This is a genomic window from Mycobacterium sp. 23 (assembly GCF_048287075.1).
GTDB classification, from domain to species: Bacteria; Actinomycetota; Actinomycetes; order Mycobacteriales; family Mycobacteriaceae; genus Mycobacterium; species Mycobacterium gordonae_B.
This window is the reverse complement of sequence record NZ_JBLVUX010000005.1, coordinates 3,465,249-3,487,124: the sequence shown is the minus strand read 5'-3', so window position 1 is coordinate 3,487,124 and position 21,876 is coordinate 3,465,249. Positions and strand designations below refer to the sequence as shown.

20 protein-coding genes are annotated in these 21,876 nt (G+C 67.7%); 8 read left to right on the top strand and 12 right to left on the bottom strand.

The window, feature by feature from the left end; genetic code table 11:
- The first annotated feature begins 165 nt into the window (after positions 1-165).
- The gene (locus ACNQS7_RS17410; RefSeq protein WP_418013497.1) at positions 166-666 is read left to right on the top strand and encodes a carbonic anhydrase; all 501 of its coding nucleotides are present in this window, start codon (positions 166-168) and stop codon (positions 664-666) included.
- On the opposite strand, the gene ACNQS7_RS17405 is transcribed toward ACNQS7_RS17410, so the two are convergent.
- Together ACNQS7_RS17405 and ACNQS7_RS17400 are read right to left on the bottom strand one after the other, a co-directional pair.
- Positions 634-4,824: an alpha-(1->3)-arabinofuranosyltransferase domain-containing protein gene (locus tag ACNQS7_RS17405; protein WP_418016036.1), complete on the bottom strand. Its 4,191-nt coding sequence runs from the start codon at positions 4,822-4,824 to the stop codon at positions 634-636. The genes ACNQS7_RS17410 and ACNQS7_RS17405 overlap by 33 nt on opposite strands.
- A gap of 25 nt (positions 4,825-4,849) precedes the next feature.
- Positions 4,850-5,023: a DUF2613 domain-containing protein gene (locus tag ACNQS7_RS17400; protein ID WP_064774890.1), complete on the bottom strand. Its 174-nt coding sequence runs from the start codon at positions 5,021-5,023 to the stop codon at positions 4,850-4,852.
- 196 nt (positions 5,024-5,219) lie between these two features.
- On the opposite strand from ACNQS7_RS17400, the gene ACNQS7_RS17395 reads away from it, so the two are divergent.
- Positions 5,220-6,401, top strand: a complete 1,182-nt coding sequence (locus ACNQS7_RS17395) for a glycoside hydrolase family 3 N-terminal domain-containing protein (protein WP_418013496.1) — start codon at positions 5,220-5,222, stop codon at positions 6,399-6,401.
- A gap of 101 nt (positions 6,402-6,502) precedes the next feature.
- Positions 6,503-7,081, top strand: a complete 579-nt coding sequence (locus ACNQS7_RS17390; protein WP_418016035.1) for a TetR/AcrR family transcriptional regulator — start codon at positions 6,503-6,505, stop codon at positions 7,079-7,081.
- Between the two features lie 74 nt (positions 7,082-7,155).
- Here ACNQS7_RS17390 and ACNQS7_RS17385 read toward each other — a convergent pair whose 3' ends face one another.
- Positions 7,156-7,338, bottom strand: coding sequence for a hypothetical protein (locus tag ACNQS7_RS17385; RefSeq protein ID WP_418013495.1), 183 nt, complete (start codon positions 7,336-7,338; stop codon positions 7,156-7,158).
- 77 nt (positions 7,339-7,415) lie between these two features.
- Between ACNQS7_RS17385 and ACNQS7_RS17380 the strand changes: the two genes are divergently transcribed.
- The gene (locus ACNQS7_RS17380; protein WP_418013494.1) at positions 7,416-8,741 is read left to right on the top strand and encodes a chloride channel protein; all 1,326 of its coding nucleotides are present in this window, start codon (positions 7,416-7,418) and stop codon (positions 8,739-8,741) included.
- Here ACNQS7_RS17380 and ACNQS7_RS17375 read toward each other — a convergent pair whose 3' ends face one another.
- Both ACNQS7_RS17375 and ACNQS7_RS17370 read right to left on the bottom strand, forming a co-directional pair.
- Complete coding sequence (locus ACNQS7_RS17375) at positions 8,742-9,584, bottom strand: MaoC/PaaZ C-terminal domain-containing protein (protein WP_418013493.1); 843 nt, start codon at positions 9,582-9,584, stop codon at positions 8,742-8,744.
- A gap of 2 nt (positions 9,585-9,586) precedes the next feature.
- On the bottom strand, positions 9,587-10,951 hold the full coding sequence (locus tag ACNQS7_RS17370) for a 3-oxoacyl-ACP reductase (RefSeq protein ID WP_418013492.1): 1,365 nt from the start codon (positions 10,949-10,951) through the stop codon (positions 9,587-9,589).
- Between the two features lie 126 nt (positions 10,952-11,077).
- On the opposite strand from ACNQS7_RS17370, the gene ACNQS7_RS17365 reads away from it, so the two are divergent.
- Positions 11,078-12,385: an acetyl-CoA C-acetyltransferase gene (locus ACNQS7_RS17365; RefSeq protein ID WP_418013491.1), complete on the top strand. Its 1,308-nt coding sequence runs from the start codon at positions 11,078-11,080 to the stop codon at positions 12,383-12,385.
- Positions 12,386-12,758: 373 nt separating this feature from the next.
- On the opposite strand, the gene ACNQS7_RS17360 is transcribed toward ACNQS7_RS17365, so the two are convergent.
- On the bottom strand, positions 12,759-14,594 hold the full coding sequence (locus ACNQS7_RS17360) for an acyl-CoA dehydrogenase (RefSeq protein WP_418013490.1): 1,836 nt from the start codon (positions 14,592-14,594) through the stop codon (positions 12,759-12,761).
- Between the two features lie 203 nt (positions 14,595-14,797).
- Between ACNQS7_RS17360 and ACNQS7_RS17355 the strand changes: the two genes are divergently transcribed.
- Both ACNQS7_RS17355 and ACNQS7_RS17350 read left to right on the top strand, forming a co-directional pair.
- Positions 14,798-15,826, top strand: coding sequence for an isopenicillin N synthase family dioxygenase (locus tag ACNQS7_RS17355; protein WP_418013489.1), 1,029 nt, complete (start codon positions 14,798-14,800; stop codon positions 15,824-15,826).
- Positions 15,827-15,832: 6 nt separating this feature from the next.
- Complete coding sequence (locus tag ACNQS7_RS17350) at positions 15,833-16,321, top strand: flavin reductase family protein (RefSeq protein ID WP_418013488.1); 489 nt, start codon at positions 15,833-15,835, stop codon at positions 16,319-16,321.
- Between the two features lie 12 nt (positions 16,322-16,333).
- Here ACNQS7_RS17350 and ACNQS7_RS17345 read toward each other — a convergent pair whose 3' ends face one another.
- From ACNQS7_RS17345 to ACNQS7_RS17325, 5 genes are all read right to left on the bottom strand, one after another.
- Positions 16,334-16,489 (bottom strand): hypothetical protein, encoded by a 156-nt coding sequence (locus tag ACNQS7_RS17345; protein WP_197419959.1) that lies wholly within the window; start codon positions 16,487-16,489, stop codon positions 16,334-16,336.
- Positions 16,490-16,517: 28 nt separating this feature from the next.
- The gene (locus tag ACNQS7_RS17340; RefSeq protein ID WP_055580711.1) at positions 16,518-17,264 is read right to left on the bottom strand and encodes a succinate dehydrogenase/fumarate reductase iron-sulfur subunit; all 747 of its coding nucleotides are present in this window, start codon (positions 17,262-17,264) and stop codon (positions 16,518-16,520) included.
- On the bottom strand, positions 17,264-19,189 hold the full coding sequence (locus tag ACNQS7_RS17335) for a fumarate reductase/succinate dehydrogenase flavoprotein subunit (RefSeq protein ID WP_418013487.1): 1,926 nt from the start codon (positions 19,187-19,189) through the stop codon (positions 17,264-17,266). The genes ACNQS7_RS17340 and ACNQS7_RS17335 overlap by 1 nt, the downstream gene beginning before the upstream one ends.
- A 52-nt stretch (positions 19,190-19,241) precedes the next feature.
- Positions 19,242-20,069 carry a hypothetical protein gene (locus ACNQS7_RS17330; RefSeq protein ID WP_055580709.1) on the bottom strand — a complete coding sequence of 276 codons (828 nt, stop codon included), beginning with the start codon at positions 20,067-20,069 and terminating at the stop codon, positions 19,242-19,244.
- Between the two features lie 93 nt (positions 20,070-20,162).
- Complete coding sequence (locus ACNQS7_RS17325; protein ID WP_418013486.1) at positions 20,163-20,459, bottom strand: hypothetical protein; 297 nt, start codon at positions 20,457-20,459, stop codon at positions 20,163-20,165.
- 118 nt (positions 20,460-20,577) lie between these two features.
- Between ACNQS7_RS17325 and ACNQS7_RS17320 the strand changes: the two genes are divergently transcribed.
- Positions 20,578-21,333 (top strand): isocitrate lyase/PEP mutase family protein, encoded by a 756-nt coding sequence (locus tag ACNQS7_RS17320; RefSeq protein WP_418013485.1) that lies wholly within the window; start codon positions 20,578-20,580, stop codon positions 21,331-21,333.
- Between the two features lie 63 nt (positions 21,334-21,396).
- Here the strand turns inward: ACNQS7_RS17320 and ACNQS7_RS17315 are convergent, their stop codons facing one another.
- Positions 21,397-21,834 (bottom strand): Hsp20/alpha crystallin family protein, encoded by a 438-nt coding sequence (locus ACNQS7_RS17315; protein WP_418013484.1) that lies wholly within the window; start codon positions 21,832-21,834, stop codon positions 21,397-21,399.
- Positions 21,835-21,876 lie beyond the last annotated feature (42 nt).

The following is a 21,876-nucleotide window of genomic DNA, read 5'->3' as shown; positions in this document are numbered from 1 at the left end:
GCCACAACTCCTCGGATCATGGCGACTACGAGCAATTTCGCACATCGCGCCCCGATTCACCTGTATGGTCCTCGGCGTCGTGTCGTCCGCTCTCCCGGCGCCAGAAAGTTGAGCAGAGAATTGCACAAAGCTGAATTCCTAAACCGCGTTGTCGGCCGTCGGCGAATGTTGGCCCTGGCGGGATTGGGAGTGGCGGCCACCGCCGTGCCGCGAGCGGCGGCGGCGCCGGACATTCCGCCGCCAAGCTATGACGCCATGTTGTTGATGTGCATCGATCCTCGTTTCGTGCACCCCACCAATGAGTACATGCTGGGACGGGGCCTGGTGAACCGGTACAGCCAGTTCGCGCTGGCCGGTGCCGCCGCCGGCGCCGTTTCCCAGCACTGGGAGGCGTGGCATAACACGTTCTGGGACAACCTCGCTGCGTCCATCGAGCTGCACTCGATCAACGGTGTGGTCGTGGTCAATCATCGCGACTGCGGCGCGGTGCAGATCGCCTACGGCCCGGATGCGATCTCGACTCCGGAGCGTGAGACGGCCACGCACGAAAGAATTCTCGGCACCTTCCGTGAGGAGGCATTGCGCCGCCACCCGGGGATCGACGTCGAGACGTGGCTGATGGCGCTCGACGGCTCAGTCGAGCAGATCGGACCCCGCAGCCTCTGACCGGCCGCTCCGCGGGATCCCCACCACCGACACAGCGACGGCGGCAAGCGAAATCAACGCCAGCACTTGAACACTCGCGGAGTGGCCGGCATAGCCGTCGACCGAGCGCCACGGATGGCGTGACAGCGCCGCTCCGGCCAACACGATTCCGCTCGCGCTGAGCCCGACGGTCAACCCCTCGCGCCTCCGTGGAGGCGCAAGGTACTGCACGCCCAGCAACGCACCGACCACCAAAACGCCGGCAACGCCGGCGATCAGGCCCCCGGCTGCCAGCACCGCCACCCCGGCCCACGCTCCCGTCGGCCACGGGGCCGCGGCGGGGTCATCGTCAGAACCGTTGCGGCGCCGCCAAAATGCCAGCACCGCCAGCAGCGGCAACAGACTCAGTCCGATACCAAGTCCGGCGCGGTACAACGGGTTCGCGGCAAAGGTCAGCGTGATGGTGCCGGCGTCCCCGGCGGGCACCACCCAGCCCTGCTGCCAACCGTTCACCGCCACCGGTGTCAGGCGCGCGCCACCGCTGGTGCGGGCTACCCACCCCGGGTTGATGCTCTCCGGTATCACCAGCACCCGTGAGTTCGACGACGCCGGCGCTCGCACCTCCCGACGGGCCGGTCCCCACTCTCGGATATCGGCGGAAGTGGTTGCGGCACCTGCCGATTCAGGGGTAACCGAAAGTTGGGCGCCGTCCACGACGAATGCCGCTCCCGGGCTGATCAACAGCTCCTGCTGACCGGCCGGGAGCTCGATCGGGCCCGGTTCACAGGGCTGCGCCGCGACGGGTTCGTCGTTTAACAAGGCACCCGCGGTGGTCCGGATCGAGGTATGCAGGAACCGGCCGGCCACCGCGATGACCGGCCCGTGCTCGCAGTCGACGAAAACCTCCCGGGCGCGCGCGGCCTCAGCGCCCGCACCGGCCGCGATCGGATTGCCGTCGGCGCCCAGCGCCGTCACCTCAGCCAGTCCGGGCGGCTTGAGCTGGTCGAAGCCCAGCGCGTTGCGGTCGATGATGTCCTGCCAGTCGAGCAGGCTCACCGTGACGGTGTCGGTCACCCGCGGGTGCAACCGCAGCGTCTGCACGTCGCGAGCCGGGTCCACGGCCTGCACCTGTGGTCCGTCGCCCAGGTCGACAGCCACCATCGTCGGATGGGCGGGCAGCGTGGTCCGGCTGGGCGCCAGGCGCAGTCCGGCCACCTCGGTGGCCCGCGGCAGCCGGAGGGTGAGCGTCGCCGGTGTCTTGTACTGCACCACCCGCTGCGGCGCGGTCCACGCGGTAGCCGGATCGCCGTCGGTGGCCGCATACGCCGAGCCCAGGACCTCCACCAGGTCGGACTCGCCGTAGGCCCGCGCGGCGTCCGGCTCGGCGACCAGATCCGCCAGCTTGGGCCCCTGCCGCGGGCGCACCCACACCGCCGGGGTCACCGCCACCGGGCTCGGCACCGTCAGGGTGCGGCTGAGATTGACTGGCTCCTCGGGGGCCAAAGCCATCGACGCCGCACAGCGCACGCTGTTCGGCCCCGCCGCGCAACCTGGCCGGCCCAGCAGTTCGGCCCCCAGGTCCCAGCCCGCGATCGTCGCCCCGGCCGGCGGACCCGGCACCAACACCGTGTGCCGCAACTGCACCGGATGGGCGAAGCCCGACGCGTCGTACTGGGTGACCGTCAGATCGGTGATCCCGAACTGCACCCCGGCCGATCCGTCGTCGGTGCCGGCCGCCGTGACCCGTACCCAAGGCGTCTCACCGACCGGCAGAGCGGCGCTCAACGGTTTTCCGGACTCGTCGAACCTCAAGGTGGTACTGCCGTTGGCGGTTTCGATGAGGATGCGGCGCACCTGTGCGCCGACCGCCGACGCACTCGGTGTCAGCGTGAGCACCGCTTTCGTCACCGGATGGTCGAAATCCACCTGCAGCCACTGGCCGACGGCGGCCTGCAGGGCGTTGGACACCCAGGCCGTCGCCGGGTCACCGTCGACCGCTGCCGCGGGCGAGGTCGCGGCAGCCACGTCCGGCAGGGCGGTGGCATCCGACGACGAACTCGACACCGTGATACGGCCGCCGGTCCAGCTTCCGTAGACGGTGTCGGCGCCGGGGACGGGGTAATCGGGCACCCGGTTGTAGGTGTGGCGGGCGTCCCCGGGCGCGCGGATCGCCGACGAGTGCAGGTCGACGCGGCCGTAGTCCGTCTCGCGGGCCAGCGGGGTGTCGGTGACGGTCACTGACGGCGTCTGCAGCCCGGCCGCTCGGGCGTCCGCGGTCATCAGCACCGGGCCCAGCGGCGGCTGCCCCTGCAACCGGCGCCGTTCGTCCAGCCGCAGCAACACTTCGGGCCCACCGTCGACGCGCGGCAGCTGCGCCACGTCGGCGAAGTAGGGCGCGCCGAAATTGCCGCCCGCACCGACCCGGTAGATCTGCACCGCCGGATACCGCGGCCGCAACCCGGAGTCGCTGACGAAGCCGGCCAGCAGTCCCGGGCCCACCGGCGCACCGAACTCGGCCACTCTCGTCAGCCCCGGCGACCCCGCAATGGCGCGGTGCACCAGGATCGGCCGGGCCGACCGCGACGATTCAGGATCCAGATCGTTGCGCACCACCACATACGAAATGCCCTGTCGGGCAAGGGAATCAGCCAGGCCAGCGGACGGCCGTCCGGCCGCGAACAGGCGTTGCACCGAATCCAGCGCTCGAATGGTCTGCGGCGGTGTCAGCGGGATCGAGTCGCGCACCCCCCACGCGCTGCTGCCGAGCACCTGCAGCGGCTCGTCGTGACTGGTGCCCCACACCTGGGTGGCGAACGGGGCGCCTGGCACCACCAGTACCCGCCCTTCCCGGTGCGCGGTGAGCCAGTCGGCCGCTTCATGCCAGTAGTCCGGCAGCGCACTGAAGGTGCCCGGCGGGGCCAGCCGTGCGGACCAGGCCAGCGACGTGCTCACCAGCAGCCCGGTCAGCGCGACGATCCCGACCGCCACCCGACGGTCCCGTTCCGGATGGGCGAATGCGGCCAGCCACGTCGACTTGGGAGCGCTGCCAGGCAACGGAATGCGGCCCAGCAGGTGCGCGAAGCCGAGTGCCATCGGGATCCGGACGACCGGCCCGAGCTTGTGCACGTTGCGCAGCGGAGTCCCGCCGGCGTCCAGGAACGCCTGCACCTGATGCGCCACCGGGGATCCCAGCCCACCGCTGTAGCCGACGGCGAGCAACACGACGCCGACCAGCAGCATGGTCACCAGCCGGCCCCGGGCCGGCATCGCGGCACCTGTCAGCCCGGCCAACCCCGCCCCGGCGACCAGGCAGGTGCCCAGGATGGCCACCGGTCCGGTGACCAGTGGGGCGCCGGCCGTGGCCGTCGGCGCCACGAACGGGGTCCAGCTGTCGGTACCGCGCAACAGTTCCACCAGCGACGACCACTGCGTCGTCACGCCGGAGGACTCGATGAAGTCCAGGAACGGCGGGCTGACGTCGCGCAACTGGCTCAGCGCCACCACCCACCACAACACCGCCGGCACCAGCGCCAAGACCAGCCACCCGGCATAGCGCAACCACCGGCGATCAGGCCGGTGCGCGGCCAGCCAGATCGCCGCCGGCAGGCAACCGGCCACAGTCGCGATCGCGTTGACCGCGCCCATCAACGCCACCGCCAGGCCCGCCTGGCCTGCCAGGACGCGCGCCGAGCGCCCGGAGCCGCCCCGTAACGCGAGAATCGTCGGCAGCAGCACCCAGGGCGCGAGCATCATCGGCAGCGTTTCCGAGGAGATCGAGCCCAGCGTGGTCAGCACCCGCGGCGACAGCGCGAACGCGACTGCGCCGAGCGTCCGCGACGCCGGGTTGCCGATGCCCAGCGCCTCGGCGACCCGCAGCATCCCCCAGAACCCCACCGTCAACAGCAGCGCCCACCACAGCCGCTGGGTGACCCAGCCGGGCAGTCCGACCGCGTGGCCGATCAGAAAGAAGGTGCCGTGCGGAAACAGGTAGCCGTAGGCCTGATTCTGCGACTGGCCGAACGGCAGGTCGCTGTTCCACAGATTGGTGGCGCGGGCCAGGAAGCGCAGCGGGTTGGCGGTCAGGTCCAGCTTCGTGTCGGGTGAGACCTGGCCGGGTGACTGAAGGAAGGACAGGACCAGCGATACGGCTCCGACCAGCAGCAGCCAGCGACGCGACAGTGCCGAAACCTCGACCGTCGGATCGCTAGCTGCGGTTGCCGTACTCGACCCGGTTGAGCACCGATGACGATGGATCGCCCCCGGGCAGTGGCGGCTTCGTGTCCTGCTGGACCATCAAGGTGACGCCGAAGATCGCCGCCGCGCCGAGCAACAGGCCGACTACCACACTGGCGGCGGCGGGCGCGACGATCCGGTTCATGCCACCGAACCTAGCAGAACGAGGCCGGACAGCGGTCGGCGTACCGAAGCGCCGCAGGCGTCGCCGCCCGCACCGAGCGTGTCCTGTGGGATGGATTTCACCCGAATACCCGCCCTCACATCACGTTCGGCGAAGTGGGTCATGCCGGTACCCGCCCCCGAACCAGGCCTCAAAGTGCACGTGACAGCATGTCCGGATGGCTTTTTCGCGCACCCTGGCCGTCCTTGCCGCCGCATCGGTGCTGGTCGCCGCCTGCCACGGCGGTACCAAGCCCGGGAAGTCGTCGACCACCGGCAGTCCAAGCTCCTCCAGCACCAGCTCGACCCCGGCCGCGGCACCGGGCCCGCGGGTGTGCGCCAATCCGCCCGACGTCCCCGGCAAGATGCCCAATCTGCGTGACAAGCTGGCCCAGCTGCTGATGGTCGGTGTGCGCGACGCCGCCGATGCCAGGGCCGTGGTCACCGATTTCCACGTCGGCGGCATCCTCATCGGCAGCGACACCGACCTGTCCATGCTCCCGGGACCGCTGGGCGAGATCGCCAACGCGGCTGGACCGCTGCCGCTGGCGGTCGGCGTCGACGAAGAGGGCGGCCGGGTGTCGCGATTGCGGACACTGCTGGACGGCAGGGGCCCGACGGCCAAGGAAATGGCTGCCACGATGACCGCTCCGCAGGTCCACGATCTGGCCCTGACTCGCGGCCGCAAGATGAAGGACCTGGGCATCACCGTCGACTTCGCCCCGGTGGTCGACGTCACCGACGAGCCCGACGACAGCGTGATCGGCGACCGCTCGTTCGGCCCGGATCCCGCGAAGGTCACCGAATACGCCGGCGCCTATGCGCAAGGCCTGCGGGACGCGAAGCTGCTGCCGGTGCTCAAGCACTTTCCCGGGCACGGCCACGGCTCCGGCGACTCGCACACCGGGGGCGTCACCACGCCGCCGCTGTCCGAGCTGATCGCTAATGACCTGGTGCCGTACCAAACCCTGCTCAACGCCATCCCGGTCGCCGTGATGGTCGGGCACATGCAGGTCCCCGGGTTGACCGGCAGTGATCCGGCCAGCCTCAGCAAAGCCGCCTTGGACCTGCTGCGGACCGGCACCGGCTACGGCGGCCCACCGTTCAACGGCCCGGTCTTCAGCGACGACGTCTCCAGCATGGCCGCCATCTCCGACCGGTTCGGCGTGACCGAGGCCGTCCTGAAAACGCTGCAGGCCGGCACCGACATCGCGCTCTGGGTCACCACCAAGGAGGTGCCCGCCGTGCTGGACCGCCTCGAGCAGGCGGTGAATGCCGGCGACCTGCCGGTGCAGCAGGTGGACGCCTCACTGGTGCGGGTCGCGGCGATGAAGGGCGTCACCGCGACGTGTGGCCGCTAGCCGAATGTGCTTACCCTTGATTCGGATAGATAGGGGATAGCGTGGCAGGTAGTGGGGCGGGTGGTACCAAGCGGTTACCGCGCGCTGTCCGCGAGCAGCAGATGCTCGACGCCGCGGTGCAGATGTTCTCGGTCAACGGCTACCACGAGACCTCGATGGACACGATCGCCGCCGCGGCCGAGATCTCCAAACCGATGCTCTACCTGTACTACGGATCCAAGGAAGACCTGTTCGGCGCCTGCCTGAACCGGGAGATGAGCCGGTTCATCGACGCGGTGCGCGCCGACATCGACTTCACCCAGAGCCCAAAAGATCTGTTGCGCAACACCATTGTTGCGTTCCTGCGGTACATCGACGAGAACCGCGCATCCTGGATCGTGATGTACACCCAGGCCACCAGCTCCCTGGCATTCGCTCACACGGTGCGCGAAGGCCGGGAACAGATCATCGAATTGGTGGCGGGTTTGGTGCGCGCCGGCACCCGCAGCCCGCGGTCCGACGGCGAAATCGAGATCATGGCGGTGGCTCTGGTGGGTGCCGGCGAGGCGGTGGCCAGCCGGTTGAGCACCGGTGACATCGACGTCGACGCGGCCGCCGAGATGATGATCGACCTGTTCTGGGCGGGGCTGCGGGGCGCGCCGGCCGATCGGGACCTCGGCCCGAACGCTGCGACGGGTTAACCGAGCGCCGAACGGTCGATCGGGAAGTCAAAGTAGTTGTCGGGGTAGGGCTCCGGCTGATAGGTGTAGTGCCATTACTCGGCGGCGTAATTGACGAAGCCCTGGCCCTGCAGAACATCCTTGAGCAGCAACCGATTCGATAGTTGTTCGCCCTGAATGTCCAGCGGGTGCGCGATCGGGTCGAAACAGTCGAAGCCAGAGCCCATGTCGATCGAGTCGTCGGGAAACCGCTCCGGCGCCGGGGCCGTGCAATCCACCAGCGGCTGGTCGGGCTACCGGCGCGGCGACTGCCCACAGCGCGACGACCCCGACGACTGCGCGTGCCCGGGCGAACATGGGTCATCTTCGACCGCCGGCAACTCGGTGCGCAACCGCTTCGGTGTCCGTATTGTCGGCAAGCGTGTCCCGAAAGCCCCGCCGTGACGTCGATTTCTTCTGTGCCGTCGTCATCGTCGGCCTGCTGGCGGGGCTCGCCGGGTTGACCACCACTTTGGTGCTGCGGTCGGTCGAACACCTCACGTACCACTACACATTCGGCTCGCTGCTGGACGGGATCACCGGCAGTAGTCCGGTCCGGCGAGCCCTGGGCCCGATGGTCGGCGCGGCAGTGGCCGGTGCCGGCTGGTGGATGCTGCGGCGCCGCGCCGAGGTTCCTCCGCTCGCCGGCACCATCGCCGGGCACGAGCGGGTCCCCCGACTCACGTGGAGCATCGATGCCGTGCTTCAGGTCGTGCTGGTCGGGTCCGGGGCCTCGTTGGGGCGTGAAGGCGCGCCGCGCCAATTCGCGGCTGTGCTGGGCGATCTCGGCACCGCATGGCTGCGGCGGCTGTCCCCGGCCGACCGCGAGATTCTGCTGGCCAGCGCGGCCGGTGCCGGGCTCGGCGCGGTGTACGCGGTGCCGATGGCCGGTGCGCTCTTCACCTTGCGGATACTGCTGAACACCTGGCGGTTGCGCGCGGTGGGCGCTGCCTTGATCACCTCGAGCCTGGCCGTCGCGGTCGGCTCGGCGGTCACCCACGACCACAACGAATTGCATTGGCCCAGTGCAGAATCCGCTTATCTGCTGAGTGCCCACGGGCTGGCGCTGGCGCCGGTGGCATTCGCGGTCGGATGGGTCTTCAACAAGATCGTTGCCGCGGCCCGTCCGGCCACCCTGATCCGCTCCTGGGTGCTGGTCCCGGCGCTGGCCGGTGCCGGGTTGTTGACCGGCATCTGCTCGCACTGGTGGCCGGAGCTGCCCGGCAACGGAAAGAGCGTGCTCACCGTCAGTCTGGCCTCCGGTATGACCCTGGCATCGGCGGCCGTCATCCTGGCGCTCAAGCCGCTGCTGACGGCGCTGTTCCTGCGCGCCGGGGGCGCCGGTGGACTGCTCACGCCGTCGCTGGCCACCGGGGCGGCGGCGGGGACGCTGCTGGTGCTGACGCTCAATCAGCTTGCCGGAACCCACTTGCACGGGCCGGTCATCTCGTTGGGCGCCGCGGCCGGCGTGCTGGCGGTGACCCAGGGTTCACCGATCTGGGCGGCGATTTTCGTCTGGGAACTGGCCCGGCCGCCGATCTGGATGCTGCTGGTGTTCGCGGTCACCGCGGTCGGCGCGCACACGCTCGACCGGCTCGTGATCCGCCGCCGCTCCCTGCGTCTGGACCAGCGGGCCGGGTGATCAGAGCGGCCGCACCGAGCCGGTCAGGTGCGGGTAGCCCTTGGAGATGTGCCGCAGGGACAACTCCCAGCCCTCATTGCGCTCGTCGATGTACAGCCCCGCGGTCGCCGGCAGCAGCACCGGTTTGCCGAATCGCACCGAGTACTGCACGGCATCCGGGAAACGCGCTTCGATGTTCGCCAGAACCGCTGCGGCGCTGAACATTCCATGAGCGATCACGGTGGGGAAGCCGAACAGCTTGGCGGCCACCGAACTGGTGTGAATCGGATTGTGGTCGCCCCCCACCGCAGCGTAGCGGCGAATCTGCGACGGGGTGATCCGCAGCACCGCCGAGGGTGGTGGCAGCTTGGGCTGCTTCTGCGGCGGCGGCTTGGGCTCGCCGGACAGGCTGGTGCGCTGCTGGTGCAGAAAGGTGGTCACCTGGTGCCACGCCGGCTCGTTGCCGACGCTGACGTCGGTCACCAGGTCCACCAGAAGACCCTTGCGGTGCTCGCGCAGGTTCTCGGCATGCACCTTCACGCCCACCGTGTCGGTCACCGCGATCGGGCGGTACTGCGTGATCCGGTTCTCGGTGTGCACCGAACCCATTGCGGAGAACGGGAAGTCGAAACCGGTCACCAGCGACATCACCGACGGAAAGGTGAGTGCGAACGGGTACGTCAGCGGCACGTTGTTGCCGAACCGCAGCCCGGTGACCGCCGCGTAGGCGGCCACGTTCGCGGAGTCGATCGGCATTTCCTCAACGGTCACCGTCCGGTCGGACAGCTGATCGGACCGGGACACCACTGGCAGCGCCCCGGCCACCGCCCGCAGCATGTTGCGAAGGCCACTGGGTTGATTCACCGTCAGGCCCCGATCATCGCCTGGCCGCAGACCCGGATCACGTTGCCGGTCACCGCATTCGACGCCGGGCTGGCGAAGTAGGCAATGGTCTCGGCGACGTCGACGGGCTGGCCGCCCTGCAGCAGCGAGTTCATCCGGCGGGCCACCTCGCGGGTGGCCAGCGGGATGGCAGCGGTCATCTCGGTTTCGATGAAGCCCGGTGCCACGGCGTTGATCGTGATGCCCTTCTCGGCCAGTTGGGGGGCCAGCGCCTGGGTGATGCCGATCATGCCGGCCTTGGTGGTGCCGTAGTTCGTCTGCCCGCGGTTGCCCGCGATGCCGGCGATCGACGACAGCCCGATCACCCGCCCGCCCTCGCCGAGTGTGCCGTTGGCCACCAACCCTTCGGTAAGGCGCAGCGGGGCCAGCAGATTGACGGCGAGGACGGCATCCCACCGCGCGTCGTCCATGTTGGCCAGCAGCTTGTCGCGCGTGATCCCGGCGTTGTTGACCAGAATGTCGGCCTTGCCACCGTGATGGTCGCGCAGGTGCTCGGAGATCTTCTCCACCGCGTCGTCGGCGGTGACATCCAGCCACAGCGGTGTGCCGCCCACCTTGCTGGCGGTCTCGGCCAGTTTCTCGGCGGCGGACTCCACGTCTATCGCGACCACGCGGGCACCGTCGCGGGCGAATACTTCGGCGATGGTGGCACCGATGCCGCGGGCGGCGCCGGTCACTATGGCCACCTTGCCGTCCAGTGGTCGGTCCCAGTCGGCGGGCCGTGTCGAGTCGGCCGCGCCGACGTAGAACACCTGGCCGCCGACGTAGGCCGACTTGGCCGACAGGATGAAGCGCAGCGTCGATTCCAGGCCGGTTGCGGCGGGCTTGGCGTCCGGCGCCAGGTACACCAGCGCCGAGGTGCCGCCGCGGCGCAGTTCCTTGCCGACCGAGCGGGTGAAGCCCTCCAGCGCGCGTTGCGCGATCCGCTCGTGCGGGTTCTCGATCGCCTCCGGTGTGGTGCCCACCACCACCACCCGCGCCGAGGGGCCCAGGTTGCGCACGACGGGAGTGAAGAAGTCGTGCAGAGCCTTCAATCCGGTGGGCTCGGTGATGCCGGTGGCGTCGAACACCAGGCCGCCGAACGAGTCGGCCCAGCGTCCGCCGAGGTTGTTGCCCACCAGGTCGTAGTCGGAGTCCAGCGCGGTTCGCAGCGGCTCGACGACACGGCCTTCCCCGCCGATCAGCAGCGAGCCGGCCAGGGGCGGTTCACCCGGCTGGTACCGGCGCAGCGTCTCGGGCTGGGGGACCCCAAGTTGCTTGGCCAGGAACGATCCGGGGCCGGAATTGACAACCTGGGAGAACAGATCGGGCGAGACCTTGGGTGCCACTGAGCTTGCCTTCCGTGTCAGGGGTACGAACTTACTTGAGAGTAAGAACAGTGGGTAGTATTGCCTGCGAAGCGCTGATACCCCAAAACTAACCCCCCGCACTACCGGAGATCGACGGAGATAACTGTGGCCCCTGCCAGTGATCAGACCAAGCGACGCGTCGCAGTACTCGGCGGCAACCGCATCCCCTTCGCGCGCTCGGACGGCGCTTACGCCGACGCGTCGAACCAGGACATGTTCACCGCGGCACTGGGCGGGCTGGTGGACCGGTTCAACTTGCGGGGCGAGCGGCTGGGCGCGGTGGTCGGTGGTGCGGTGCTCAAGCACAGCCGCGATTTCAATCTGATGCGCGAATGCGTGCTCGGGTCCGAGCTGAACCCGCACACGCCGGCCTTCGACATCCAGCAGGCGTGCGGCACCGGACTGCAGGCGGCGATCGCGGCCGCCGACGGCATCGCCGCCGGGCGTTACGAGGTCGCGGCCGCCGGCGGGGTCGACACTACGAGCGACCCGCCGATCGGTCTCGGTGACGACCTCCGCCGCACCCTGCTCAAGCTGCGGCGATCCAAGTCCAACGTGCAGCGGCTGAAGCTGGTGGGCACGCTCCCGGCAAACCTGGGCATCGAGATTCCCGCCAACAGCGAGCCGCGCACCGGCAAGTCGATGGGCGAGCACGCCGCCGTCACCGCCAAGCAGCTCGGGATCAAACGCGTCGACCAGGACGAACTGGCCGCCGCCAGCCACCGCAACATGGCCGACGCCTATGACCGCGGATTCTTCGACGACCTGGTGTCGCCGTTTTTGGGTCTGTACCGCGACGACAACCTGCGGCCCAACTCCAGCCCGGAGAAGCTGGCCACCCTGCGCCCGGTTTTCGGGGTCAAGGCGGGCGACGCAACCATGACCGCGGGCAACTCGACCCCGCTGACCGACGGCGCTTCGGTGGCGCTGCTGGCCGGCGAGCAGTGGGCGGCCGACCACAACCTGCAGCCGCTGGCCTTTTTGGTGGATTCCGAGACCGCCGCCGTCGACTACGTCAACGGGTACGACGGCCTGTTGATGGCGCCCACCTACGCGGTGCCGCGACTGCTGGCGCGTAACGGGCTGAGCCTGCAGGACTTTGATTTCTACGAGATCCACGAGGCGTTCGCGTCGGTGGTGCTGGCGCACCTGCAGGCGTGGGAGTCCGAGGACTACTGCAAGGAGCGGCTGGGGCTGGACGGCGCACTGGGCTCCATCGACCGGTCCAAGCTCAACGTCAACGGATCGTCGCTCGCGGCGGGGCACCCGTTCGCCGCGACGGGCGGACGCATCCTGGCGCAGACGGCCAAGCAACTGGCGCAGAAGAAGGCCGAAACCAACGGCCCGGTGCGCGCGCTGATCTCGATCTGCGCGGCCGGCGGCCAGGGTGTGGCAGCGATCCTCGAGGCGTGACCAGGCGTGATGGTGTGCCCAAAATCACCGGGGCAATTTTTCCAATTGGTGGGTTAACGCGCCGCACATATGGGTAACCGCTCGTTCGGATAGCCCCGTGTTGGTGTCTGACCCCCCGACCCCGACGGCAACGCGGGGCAATCCCTGGATCGATTGCCGGTCAGAGTGGACGGGCGAACGAGAAGGGCCGCCGCTGGAGTGAGGGGATCCAGCGGCGGTCTTTTTGCTTTGTTCGCCGCGCTCCCACCCGCGCATCGCCGAGATTGAACGTGCGCACACCTTTCCCGGCGCGTCGTCTGCGTGGTGTCAGTGTCGCGCCGCCCGAAAGAAAAAATCCCCCCGCCGAAGCGGGGGGATTTTTTGACGTGACTACTCAGAAAGCGGCTTCGTCGAGCTCCATGATCTCGTTGTCCAGGGTCTCGATCACCTCGCGAGTGCTGGTCAACAGCGGCAGGAAGTTCTTGGAGAAGAACGACGCCACCGCGATCTTGCCCTCGTAGAAGGACCGCTCGGCACCGGTCGCGCCGGCGTCCAGGGCCTCGATCGCCACGGCGGCCTGACGCTGCAGCAACCAGCCGATGACCAGGTCGCCGACGCTCATCAGGAAGCGCACCGAACCCAGGCCCACCTTGTAGAGGCTGGTGACGTCCTCCTGAGCGGCCATCAGGTAGCCGGTCAGCGAAGCGGCCATGGCCTGCACGTCGGTGAGTGCCTTGGCGAGCAGCGCGCGCTCGGTCTTGAGGCGTCCGTTGCCGGATTCGCTGTCGACGAACTGCTGGATCTCACCCGACACGTGCGCCAGCGCCACACCCTTGTCGCGGACGATCTTGCGGAAGAAGAAGTCCTGCGCCTGAATGGCGGTGGTGCCCTCGTAGAGGGAGTCGATCTTGGCGTCCCGGATGTACTGCTCGACCGGGTAGTCCTGCAGGAAGCCGGACCCGCCGAAGGTCTGCAGGCTCTCGGTGAGCTTGGCGTAAGCCTGCTCGGATCCGACGCCCTTGACGATCGGCAGCATCAGGTCGTTGATCTTGGCGGCCAACTCGGGGGTCACCCCGTGCAGCGCTTCGGCGACCGGCGCGTCCTGGAAGGTCGCGGTGTAGAGGTACAGCGCCCGCAGACCCTCGGCGTACGCCTTCTGCGTCATCAGCGACCTGCGCACGTCGGGGTGGTGCGTGATGGTCACCCGGGGAGCCGTCTTGTCGGTCATCTGGGTGAGGTCGGCACCCTGGACCCGCGACTTGGCGTACTCCAGCGCGTTCAGGTAGCCGGTGGACAGGGTGGCGATGGCCTTGGTGCCCACCATCATGCGCGCCTGCTCGATGACCTCGAACATCTGCGCAATACCGTCGTGCACCTCGCCGACCAGCCAGCCGATGGCGGGCTTGTCGTGCTGGCCGAGGGACAGCTCACAGGTGGCGGAGACCTTCAGGCCCATCTTGTGCTCGACGTTCGTGACGTACACGCCATTGCGCTCGCCCGGCTCGCCCGTCTCGGGGTCGAACAGGAACTTGGGCACGAAGAACAGCGACAGGCCCTTGGTGCCGGGTCCGGCGCCCTCCGGGCGGGCCAGGACCAGGTGGAAGATGTTCTCGAACAGGTCGCCCGAGTCACCCGAGGTGATGAAGCGCTTCACACCGTCGATGTGCCAGGTGCCGTCCTCCTGCTGTACAGCCTTGGTGCGGCCGGCGCCCACGTCCGAGCCGGCGTCCGGCTCGGTCAGCACCATGGTCGAGCCCCAGCGGCGCTCGGCGGCCAGCACGGCCCACTTCTTCTGCTCCTCGGTGCCCAGGTGGTACAGAATCTGCGCGAAGCCGGCGCCACCGGCGTACATCCACACCGCCGGGTTGGAGCCGAGAATGTGCTCGTTGATGGCCCACATCAGGGCCTTGGGCATCGGCATGCCGCCGAGTGCCTCGTCGAGGCCGGCCTTGTCCCAGCCGGCGTCGATGACCGCGTTGACGGACTTCTTGAACGACTCCGGCAGGGTCACCGAGAAAGTCTTGGGGTCGAAGGTCGGCGGGTTGCGGTCGCCTTCGATGAATGACTCGGCGACGGGGCCTTCGGCCAGCCGGGCTACCTCCGCGAGGATCTCGCGGCCGGTGTCGGCGTCCAGGTCGCTGAATTCGCCCTGGCCTAACGCCTTGTCAACACCCAGCACCTCGAACAGGTTGAATTCCTGGTCACGAACGTTGCTCTTGTAGTGGCTCACTACGGTCCTCCTCGTTGAGAATGCCACCTGTGGTTGGGTACTAGGTCTAAGTTACCCACCAGTAACACCGTTAAAATATCGCGGCTGTGTTGTTCAACGCAAGTCGATGTGAGGAACATTTCACGGCCTAACTAACCAACCGGTTGGGATACTGCTGATTGCAGCCCTGGTATGCCTGCTCACCTGCGGCGATGATGGAGCAAATGACAAATGTGGGGAGCGTCACGGCCCTTCCGATAGTGGATCTGGGCGCCGATACCGGCCAACTGCGCCGCGGTCTGCGGCGGGCCGCCCACGAGGTGGGCTTCTTTTATCTCATCGGCCACGGCGTGCCCGCCACGCTGGTGACCAGGGTGCTCGACGCCGCGCGGCGGCTGTTTGCGCTGCCCGAGGCTGATAAGGACGCGATCGCGATGGTGCGCAGTCCGCACTTTCGCGGCTACACCCGGTTGGGCGGGGAATTGACCAGAGGCGAAGTCGATTGGCGCGAGCAGATCGACATCGGGCCCGAGCTCCCGTCCATCGGTGGGCCCGGCCGGCCCGAGTATCTGTGGTTGCAGGGTCCCAATCAATGGCCGCCCGCGATGCCGGATCTGCCTGGCCTCATCGCCGAGTGGGATGCCGAGATGTCCCAGGTGTCGCGCACCCTGCTGAGGCACTGGTCGGCCTCCCTCGGCAGCCCGCCGGAGGTCTTCGACGCGGCGTTCGCAGAGCGCCCAGCGACGCTGATCAAGATCATTCGGTACCCGCGCCGTGCGGAGTCTCGGCAGGGCGTCGGCCCCCATAAGGACTCCGGGGTGCTCACCCTGCTGTTGATCGAGCCGGGTAGCCGGGGCCTGCAGGTGCGGCGAGGGGAGCGCTGGGTCGACGTCGCGCCACTCGACGGGGCGTTCGTCGTCAATATCGGCGAGTTGCTCGAACTCGCCACCGGGGGTTACCTGCGGGCGACCGAGCACCGGGTGGACCTGGCCGGCGCCACCGCCGATCGCATCTCGGTGCCGTACTTCTTCAACCCCGCGCTGGATGCGCAGCTGCCGGTGCTGTCACTGCCCGCCGGCCTGGCCGCGCAGGCGCGGCGGGCGCCGGACCCGGCCGACCCGATCCACTCCGTCTACGGCCGCAATGCCTGGAAGAGCAGGGTGCGCGCGCACCCCGATGTGGCTGCTGCCCACGGATACGCGCCCGGTAGGCTCGAAAGCGAGAATCCCGTTCTCGGCTCGAGGAGCGAATAAAGTCCGGTGAGTGCGAATAACAAGCTGACGCCGACGTCCCTGCGTGAGGCTTTCGGACACTTCCCGTCCGGGGTGATCGCCATTGCCGCCGAGGTGAACGGCGTGCGGGAAGGCCTGGCCGCCAGCACATTCGTGCCGGTATCGCTGGAGCCGCCGCTGGTGTCGTTCTGCGTGCAGAACACATCGTCGACCTGGCCCAAGCTCAAGGGCGCGCCGATGCTGGGCATCAGCGTGCTAGGTGAGTCCCACGATGCGGCGGCCCGCACCCTGGCGGCCAAGACCGGTGACCGGTTTGCCGGACTGGAAACGGAATCGCGCGACTCGGGAGCGGTTTTCATCAAGGGCACCGCGTTGTGGTTGGAAAGTGCGATCGAGCAACTGATTCCGGCCGGCGACCATACCATCGTGGTGCTGCGTGTCAGTGAGGTCACCGTCGACGCCGAGGTGGCCCCGATCGTGTTCCACCGCAGCGTCTTTCGCCGCCTCGGCGTCTGAGGCCGAGGGCGGCTAGGGCCGTTGGCTCAGTTCTCTCCGGTACCCGTCGATCCGTTGCTCGATCTCGCTCGCGTCGTCGTGCCGTCCTTCTTTGTGCGCCAGCTCGGCGCGGACGGACAACTCCCGAATCGCCGTTCGAATCTCGTTGTCGCTGGTCGTTCCTCGCATGTCGACCGGATACCCGGTGCGGCGCCGGTTAACGCCTGAACAGCTTGTTACCCAGCCACACGACGGGGTCGTACTTGCGGTCGGCGACCCGCTCTTTCATCGGGATCAGCGCGTTGTCGGTGATCTTGATGTGCTCGGGGCAGACCTCGGTGCAGCACTTGGTGATGTTGCAGTAGCCCAGCCCGTGCTCTTCCTGAGCCTGCTTCTGCCGGTCCACCGTGTCCAGGGGGTGCATGTCGAGCTCGGCAATCCGCATCAGGAAGCGCGGCCCGGCGAACGCCTCTTTGTTCTCGTCGTGGTCACGGATGACGTGACAGACGTTCTGGCACAGGAAGCACTCGATGCACTTGCGGAATTCCTGCGAGCGCTGAACGTCGACCTGCGCCATCCGGTACTCGCCCGGCTGCAGTTCCTTGGGCGGGGTGAACGACGGGATCTCGCGCGCCTTTTCGTAGTTGAACGACACGTCGGTCACCAGGTCGCGGATCACCGGGAAGGTCCGGATCGGGGTGACGGTGACGACCTCGTTCTCCTCGAACGTCGACATCCGGGTCATGCACATCAGGCGCGGCTTGCCGTTGATCTCCGCCGAACACGACCCGCACTTGCCCGCCTTGCAGTTCCAGCGCACCGCCAGGTCGGGCGTCTGCGTCTGCTGCAGGCGGTGGATGACGTCGAGGACGACCTCACCCTCGTTGACCTCGACGGTGAATTCTTGGAGCCCGCCGCCACTCTCGTCGCCGCGCCAGACCCGCATGCTCGCGTTGTAAGCCATTACGCTCTCCGTTCCGGGTGCTCGGCCAGCTCTTCGTTCGTGTAGTACTTCTCCAATTCGGAGATCTTGAAGAGCTCCAGCAAGTCGGCCCGCATCGGGACCTGCTCCTGGCGGGTGATGGTGATGTGGTCGCCGGTGGTCTCGGCCTCATCCTGGGAGGCTTCCTTGCACACCAGCAGCGTGTTGCGCCAGCTGGAGTCCATGCTCGGGTGGTCGTCGCGGGTATGCCCGCCGCGGCTCTCGGTGCGGGTGAGCGCCGCCTTGGCGATGCATTCGCTGACCATCAGCATGTTGCGCAGGTCGATCGCCAGATTCCAGCCCGGGTTGTACTGGCGTCCGCCTTCGACCTGGACGTTCTGGTAGCGCGACCAGAGCTCCTTGAGCAGCTTGAGCGCCCGGGTGATCTCTTCCTCTTTGCGGATGATGCCGACCAGGTCGTTCATCACGTGCTGCAGATCCATCTGCAGCGCATAGGGATTCTCCGGCGCCGAGCCGTCGGTCGGACCGTTGAACGGCTTGAGGGCGAACTGCTCTGCGTCGCTGAGGGCATCATCGGAGACCGTCGGACGGCTGCTCAGGGCCCGCACGTAGTCGGCGGCTCCCAGCCCGGCGCGCCGGCCGAACACCAGCAGGTCGGACAACGAGTTGCCGCCGAGCCGGTTGGAGCCGTGCATGCCACCGGAGCACTCGCCCGCGGCGAACAGGCCCGGCACCTTGGCCGCGCCGGTGTCGGCGTCGACCTCGACACCACCCATCACGTAGTGACAGGTGGGGCCGACCTCCATCGGCTCCTTGGTGATGTCGACCTCGGCCAGTTCCATGAACTGGTGGTACATCGACGGCAGCCGGCGCTTGATCTCCGCCGGGGTCAGCCGGGACGCGATGTCCAGGTAGACCCCGCCGTGCGGGGTGCCGCGGCCGGCCTTGACCTCCGAGTTGATCGCGCGCGCCACCTCGTCACGGGGTAGCAGGTCCGGGGTGCGACGGGCCGAGTCGTTGTCTTTGAGCCACTGGTCGGCCTCCTGCTCGTCTTCGGCGTACTGCCCTTTGAAGACCGGCGGGATGTAGCCGAACATAAAACGTTCGTTCTCGGAGTTCTTGAGCACGCCGCCGTCTCCACGCACACCCTCGGTGACCAGGATGCCCTTCACACTCGGCGGCCAGACCATGCCGGTCGGGTGGAACTGGACGAACTCCATGTTGATCAAGGTGGCGCCGGCCCGCAGGGCCAGCGCGTGCCCGTCGCCGGTGTACTCCCAGGAGTTGGAGGTGACCTTGAACGACTTGCCGATGCCGCCGGTGGCCAGCACGACGGCCGGCGCCTCGAACAGCACGAAGTTGCCGCTCTCCCGCCAGTAGCCGAACGCCCCGGCGATCGCGTCACCGTCTTTGAGCAGCTCGGTGACCGTGCATTCGGCGAACACCCGGATCCGGGCTTCGTAGTCGCCGAATTCTGCGAAGTCCTCCTGCTGCAGCGAGACGATCTTCTGCTGCATGGTGCGGATCAGCTCCAGGCCGGTGCGGTCGCCGACGTGGGCCAACCGCGGGTAGGTGTGTCCACCGAAGTTGCGCTGGCTGATCCGGCCGTCCTTGGTGCGGTCAAACAGCGCGCCGTAGGTCTCCAGCTCCCAGACGCGGTCCGGTGCCTCCTTGGCGTGCAACTCGGCCATCCGCCAGTTGTTGAGGAACTTGCCGCCCCGCATGGTGTCACCGAAGTGGGTCTGCCAGTTGTCTTTCGGGTTGGCATTGCCCATGGATGCCGCGCAGCCACCCTCGGCCATCACCGTGTGGGCCTTGCCGAACAGGGATTTGGTCACCACCGCGACCTTCAGGCCGCGTTCGCGCGCCTCGATGACCGCGCGTAAGCCTGCGCCGCCGGCACCGATTACGACTACGTCGTAGGCGTGCCTTTCGACCTCAACCATGAAACCTCGCTCAAATTATGGAATTTCGTTCGCAATGTGGCTGAAGGGCTGATCAGCCAATGAATCTCAGGTCGGAGATGGTGCCGCTGGACACCAGCAGGATGTAGAAGTCGGTGAACATCAACGTCCCGAGGGTGATCCAGGCGTACATCTTGTGCCGCTCGTTGATCTTGCTGACCTGGGTCCAGATCCAGTACCGCACAGGGTGTTTGGAGAAGTGCTTGAGACGGCCACCAGTGACGTGCCGGCAGGAGTGGCAGGACAGCGTGTAGGTCCACAGCATGATGACGTTGCCGAGCAGAACGAGATTGCCCAAACCGAACCCGAATCCGCCCGGGCCGTCTTCGGAGTGGAAGGCGGCGATGGCGTCCCAGGTGTTGATCACCGAGATGATGCCGGCGATGTAGAAGAAGTACCGGTGGGTGTTCTGGATGATCAGCGGGAACTTCGTCTCACCGGTGTAGTGGACGCGCGGCTCGGCCACCGCGCAGGCCGTCGGCGACTGCCACACCGTGCGGTAGTAGGCGCCGCGGTAGTAGTAGCAGGTCAACCGGAACAGCAGCAGGAACGGCAGCGTCAACGCCGCGTAGGGCAACCACCACACATCCGGCAGGATCTGCGGCCAGAATTCGCTGGCCTCACCGCAAGCCTTGCTGACGCACGGCGAGTAGAACGGCGTCAGGTAGTGGTACTTGGGGACGAAGAAGTAGTCCTGCTGAAACGCGCGCACCGTCGCGTAGATGACGAAAGCGGCGAAGCCCAGGTTGATCCTCAGGGGCTGCAGCCACCACCTGTCGGTGCGAAGCGTTTTGCGCCCGATTTGGGCTCGGGTAGCTGAAAAGACGCCGGACTCAGAACGGCTCGCCGTTGGTGCGCTCATCTAATGTGTTGTTCCTCTTCGAACGGGCTGTAGCTCGAAGGGTACACAGAATGAACGCCCGCTCCTTAGTCGGGCTTCTCAGTCAGGCGCCGGTCAGTACCTGCTGTGACCCCCGACACCCTCGTCGTCGACATCGCGCCAGAAGTCGGTGTCGTACTGGGTGTCCGGGATCGCGATCTTCTCGCCGGACTGGTAGACGGTGGCGCGGGCGAGGTCCAGCTCGGCGACATCGTTGTCGAGTAGTTCGATGTCAGTGAGGATTCGCTCGGCGTCGATGACGATGCGGCGCGTCGCCGGGTTGTCTCCGTACCGCGACTTCAGCGAGGTCACGCACCGCCGCAGTCCCCGCATCAGATCGTGCAGTTCGGTGAGTTCAGTGGCAGTGGACAATCGATGCTCCCCGGGCCGAAGGTGTTACGGATCACAGTACGCCAGTCGATACTATCCGCTGTCGGAGCCGGACACCGGCCAACTTGGGTCCCGCCGCCAAGAAAGTGACTTTGTGCCCATGGCTCAGGAAACCGCCGAACTTGCCCGGGTGCTGCTGCAACTCCATCACCCTGGGAACCCCGTCGTACTGCCGACGGTGTGGGATGCCTGGTCGGCGAATCTGGCCGCGCAGGCCGGATTCGCGGCGCTGACGGTCGGCAGTCACCCGCTGGCGGACTCGATCGGCAAACCCGACGCAGAGGGCATGTCGTTCGACGACGTGCTGGCCCGCGTCGCGCAGATCACCGCGGCCGTCGACCTACCGGTCTCGGTCGACATCGAGTCCGGCTACGGGCTGCCGGCGCCGCGGCTGATCGACGGCCTGCTGGGCGTCGGCGCCGTGGGACTCAACATCGAAGACACCGTGCACTCCGAAGGCGGGCGGCTGCGGTCCTCCGCCGAGCACGCGGAGTTGGTGGGAGCCCTGCGGGCGGCCGCCGATGCGGCCGGGGTGCACGTGGTGATCAACGCCCGCACCGATGTGTTCCTGCGCCAGGAAGGCGACCCCGAGGGCCGGGTCGACATGGCCGTGGCGCGCCTGTCCGAAGCGGCCAGGGCCGGTGCCGATGTGCTGTACCCGGTGGCGCGTCACGACCCGGAGACGTTGCGGCGCTTGGCAACTGAGTTGCCACTGCCGGTCAATGCGATCGCGGCGCCGGATCAGGACGACCCGGCCTCGTTCGGCCCGCTCGGGGTCGCCCGGATCAGCTTCGGCCCGTTCTTCCAGTACGCGCTGTCAGCGCGGGCCACCGAACTGCTGGCCCGTTGGCGCTAGTGCCGAGCAGACACAAAAGTCCCCGACACGCCGTGCGTGCGGGGACCTTTGCGTCTGGTCGCGCTACTTGGTGATGGCGATGCGCTGCGGCTGGGCCCCGGCGTAGGCGCCGGCGACCCGTACGGTCAGCACGCCTGCGTCGTACGACGCCGAGATGGCCTCGCCGGTGACGTGCGCCGGGAGCTGGAACGACCGGCGGAACGACCCGTAGCGGATCTCCCGCAGGGTGCGGCCGTGCTCTTCTTCCGCGTGTTCGTCGCGGTGTTCGCCATGGACGACCAGGCGCCCCTTGTCGACCTCGACATTGACGTCCTTCTCGACGTCGACGCCCGGCAGCTCCAACCGGACTACCGCGTCATCCCCGTCCTTCAGGATCTCGGCCGCCGGATTGAAACCGCTGGTCGCAGGCTTGACCCAGTCGGCGGAAGCCGGACCGAAAAAGTCGCGCAGCCACCGGTCGGTGTCCCACGCCGGACGCGACCACAAGGCGAGATTGCTCATGGGTGACTCCTTGCTCTTCGTTGTGAGTTAGCTGTGTCCGAC

Coding starts and splice junctions, on each gene's coding strand:
- ACNQS7_RS17355 (WP_418013489.1), top strand. CDS start 14,798: ATGACAAATGTGGGGAGCGTCACGGCCCTTCCGATAGTGGATCTGGGC.
- ACNQS7_RS17380 (WP_418013494.1), top strand. CDS start 7,416: ATGGGTCATCTTCGACCGCCGGCAACTCGGTGCGCAACCGCTTCGGTG.
- ACNQS7_RS17335 (WP_418013487.1), bottom strand. CDS start 19,189: ATGGTTGAGGTCGAAAGGCACGCCTACGACGTAGTCGTAATCGGTGCC.
- ACNQS7_RS17395 (WP_418013496.1), top strand. CDS start 5,220: ATGGCTTTTTCGCGCACCCTGGCCGTCCTTGCCGCCGCATCGGTGCTG.
- ACNQS7_RS17330 (WP_055580709.1), bottom strand. CDS start 20,069: ATGAGCGCACCAACGGCGAGCCGTTCTGAGTCCGGCGTCTTTTCAGCT.
- ACNQS7_RS17320 (WP_418013485.1), top strand. CDS start 20,578: ATGGCTCAGGAAACCGCCGAACTTGCCCGGGTGCTGCTGCAACTCCAT.
- ACNQS7_RS17315 (WP_418013484.1), bottom strand. CDS start 21,834: ATGAGCAATCTCGCCTTGTGGTCGCGTCCGGCGTGGGACACCGACCGG.
- ACNQS7_RS17410 (WP_418013497.1), top strand. CDS start 166: ATGTTGGCCCTGGCGGGATTGGGAGTGGCGGCCACCGCCGTGCCGCGA.
- ACNQS7_RS17400 (WP_064774890.1), bottom strand. CDS start 5,023: ATGAACCGGATCGTCGCGCCCGCCGCCGCCAGTGTGGTAGTCGGCCTG.
- ACNQS7_RS17390 (WP_418016035.1), top strand. CDS start 6,503: ATGCTCGACGCCGCGGTGCAGATGTTCTCGGTCAACGGCTACCACGAG.
- ACNQS7_RS17345 (WP_197419959.1), bottom strand. CDS start 16,489: ATGCGAGGAACGACCAGCGACAACGAGATTCGAACGGCGATTCGGGAG.
- ACNQS7_RS17340 (WP_055580711.1), bottom strand. CDS start 17,264: ATGGCTTACAACGCGAGCATGCGGGTCTGGCGCGGCGACGAGAGTGGC.